At 41.1% G+C, this 1,901-nt stretch carries 2 protein-coding genes; both read left to right on the forward strand.

Features of this window, described 5'->3' with window-relative positions; all coding sequences use genetic code 11:
• The coding region (locus ACUVJL_RS39060) for a hypothetical protein (RefSeq protein ID WP_445250724.1) at nucleotides 1–221 on the forward strand (221 nt) is incomplete at its 5' end.
• A gap of 55 nt (nucleotides 222–276) precedes the next feature.
• On the forward strand, nucleotides 277–1,389 hold the full coding sequence (locus tag ACUVJL_RS39065; protein WP_445250725.1) for a glycosyltransferase: 1,113 nt from the start codon (nucleotides 277–279) through the stop codon (nucleotides 1,387–1,389).
• Nucleotides 1,390–1,901: the final 512 nt, after the last annotated feature.

Genomic DNA, 1,901 nt, shown 5'->3' on the forward strand with positions numbered 1-1,901 from the left:
TTCATGTTTTTTGGCTTCAATCATTGGTAAAAGCTATGTTTCGCCAGAACACAATTGACAAAACTTATATTGCCGAGGAGAACTCGAATTCACTCATCTTTCTAAATGCTGTTTTCTCACTTTTTCAGCAAGCCCTACATATAGGGTTGTGTAACGGCAATCCCCCCATGGTTGCCCCTATCCAAGGATTGTTGCGTCCAGGACGATTGAATTTACCCTAATCCCCTCGTCTTTGGTATAATGTGCGGGTTCATTTAATAAAATTCAAATTGAGCTATGAATATTTTTGTACTTTCTTCACGGGCTTTAATCTCAAGTGTATTCTGGGACCCTGTTTTTGAATTAGAAAATATTGTTGTACGAACCTGCAACGCACAACTTTTGGTACCATCTGCCCGCGATGTATTCCAGTGGTCATACACACTTTATCTGCTACCCGGTCGAATACTCCGTAAAGCTGTTAAGTCTACTACAGGTGTATATAATTTACCACTTTTACCTCAATTGTCGGACAAACCCAATGTTTTACTGCTGATTGGGATATCAGGAGCCGATCTGGAACTACTCTCAAGTATACCTAAGTGGAGGGACAGTTTTGATGTTGTCATCGGTTATATTTTCGATTCTTGGGAACCGGAAGTTTATTCAAAAAATGTCTATCATTTAGATCATTTATTCGTTGCACTTCCTGAAATTATAGATGAACTGAAACAAAGTTTTGGTATACCAGTATCGCTGATTCCTTTTGCTGCTGATGTTCTCGCTCAGGGTTCGTGTCAACTCAAGCGTTCAATAGATTTAACAAGCTTCGGGCGGATACCCTCACAGTATGACACTGTGTTTTGCAATAAATTCAATGAACCTGGTTCCGAACAAATTTACTATAAATCTACGCCCAGAACAGAAGAGCTATTTCCGAAATTGCCTTACGAAATGCGTAGAGACGAGCCAGATTCTCGGCTGCTATTTCACATTCTCAGACATAGCAAACTCACCTTGGCATTTGACCCGCTATATCCTGGTATGCGTCGGTTTCCTTACTCGTTTATTACACTGCGTTGGTTTTATGGTACAGCCACTGGCGGTGCGGTAGTTGGGAAGCGTCCAACTACACCTCTAATGGATGAGTTGATGAATTGGGAAGATGCTACTATTGAGTTGCCCGATGACCCGCAAAAAAGTGTTGAATTCATTAATGAACTTTTACAAGACGAGGTGAGGCTTAATTCTATATACAAACGCAACTATGTTGAGAGTTTAGCCCGTCACGATTGGAGGTATCGGATTCAAAGTATGCTGGAAGCTGTGAAAATTCCCCTACCGCAGGGACTGCTGGAGGAATTGTCACAGATGAAGATGATTCATGAAAAAATGGTCAGCCGACTTTAGATTTTGGATTTTGGATTTTGGATTGGAGAATTACTCCTGTCCTGAGTCTGCGAAGAAATGAATCTGGGGGGCCGGGGACTAAATTGCTTGATTGCCCTGCCAGAGCTGATTGTAGAAAAATAAAAGTGATAGATTTGAAGGGGATTACGATCGACTTTGCCGTCGATTTCTTCACCGCGCTAATTGGCAATACTTTGTTCGCGCTTTCCAGCGGAACGGACTAGAGACCTTCAGGGGGCGACAAGGGCCCTCGAACCTTTACAGGCAAATGTTTTCGCCCGATTGACCAGCCTCAAAAATTTCGGCTTATGGACAAATAAATCTCAAGAGCGAAAAAGTACCCAGTTGTGATAAAAAAGAAGGGTCTCGCTAATAAGTAGTCAGACAGAATTAATTACACAAATACATAGTATAATGATATTCCAGGCAAAATTATGAGTTAATTACAGTTTCATATGATGTTTATCAGAGAAATAAATCCTCTTTCGTCTAAATTGCTCGACTCGAATTCA

Origin of the sequence: Microcoleus sp. OTE_8_concoct_300 (genome assembly GCF_031383065.1) — a bacterium.
Classification (GTDB): Bacteria; Cyanobacteriota; Cyanobacteriia; order Cyanobacteriales; family Microcoleaceae; genus Microcoleus.